Below are 1,338 nucleotides of genomic sequence, written 5' to 3'. Positions count from 1 at the left end.
CTCGGCCGACTGGCGCCGGACATTCTGGGTGAGGAAGGTCTCCGCCACGGCATCCAGCGAGCGCCGGATCTCGTCGCGATCGGGCCCGGTCAGGGTCAGGCGCAACATCCCGGTGCTCGTGCCACGATCCACGCCCACTTCGGCCACGCTCAACCGGTCCCCCAGATCGCGGATGGCCGAGACACGCCTGTGCTTGAAGAGAGAGAACTCAGCCCCTTCAGGGGCCTCGAGGGCGGCCACGCGCAGCTCGATGTCACCCTCGGCGAAACGGGCCAGCTCGCCGACCCGGGCCTCGCCGAGCGCGCGGGGAGTCTCGCCGTCCAGGCTGAGGGTGTAGCGACCGCCCTCCCCGGCCACGACGCGCAGCGGGATGCCCCGCAGGTGATCGGCGACCTCCAGGCGGCCCAGCTCGAGCCACTCGCCGCCCCAGATTTCTGGACGTCCATCCATCAAGCCGGGACGCTCGATGCCATGACGAAGCACGAAATTGCCTATCAACGGCAACTTTCTGGACTCGACCCGGTGATCCAGCTCGTTACGTTCCACCACCTGCCCCAGGACCAGACGCGACTGCAGGATCTGCACCTCCGCCGCGGTGCTGCTTTCACGCTCCTCTCCCAGCATGCCGGCAGCCACGTCCTCGAGGGGGTTGACGGTGGCACGACGCTCCACCTGCACCAGGGCATCCCCCCGGTAGATGGGCGTAGCGAGGAGAGCGTAGCCGGCTCCGCCGACGGCAAACAGGAAGGTGATAAGCAGAATCAGTAACTTATGATCGATAAGCAAGCCGACGAGTCTCCCAAGGTCGATCTCGTTGCTGGCCGGATTGTGAGAGTGAATATCGGACATCGGCGTATTGTCCTGGTCAGGGATGGTGAACGAGGTGTCGAGGGGGGGGCACCTTCCCGAGACACGCAGCTCCATCTCGGTTGCTATCGGGGAGAGACGGCCGGTCGACTCTGAAGCAAAATGTCACAAAACGTAAGCCAAGGTAAGTATGGCACAGAAAATGGCCCGCTGCGCCTCTTTATGGGGCAGCGGGGCTGTGCTGCTAATGTCGACAGCATCACCTTGACCGTGTCGATCTCCCGCAGAGAGCCGGTTGCCGATGGCGCCTGGAGAGCGATGAACGGATTTCATGACATGCTTTTTCAGACCACTCATCGGCTTTAGTCACTTTCCACCTCATGACGTCATCAACAAGACATGATCCCGCCTCTTTCATCAGGCCCTTTGCTGAGCGGCACTTCCGGCATCTCAGCAACGCTCAGCCAGTTCCTCCACCATCTCGCTACCGAGCAGCGAGATTCTGATAGTGCGAGGCTTTTGAATCCCTGA

General features: G+C 62.4%; 1 protein-coding gene. It reads right to left on the bottom strand.

The genetic code is table 11. The features are described 5' to 3' along the window. Positions 1-849, bottom strand: an 849-nt coding sequence (locus MKP05_RS21115) for a Wzz/FepE/Etk N-terminal domain-containing protein (RefSeq protein WP_276316707.1), incomplete at its 3' end; no start/stop codon positions are given. Positions 850-1,338 lie beyond the last annotated feature (489 nt).

Source organism: Halomonas flagellata, from assembly GCF_022487945.1.
In the GTDB taxonomy this organism is placed as follows: domain Bacteria; phylum Pseudomonadota; class Gammaproteobacteria; order Pseudomonadales; family Halomonadaceae; genus Halomonas; species Halomonas flagellata.
The sequence above is the reverse complement of the archived record's forward strand: the minus strand, read 5'-3'. Positions and strand labels throughout refer to the sequence as shown.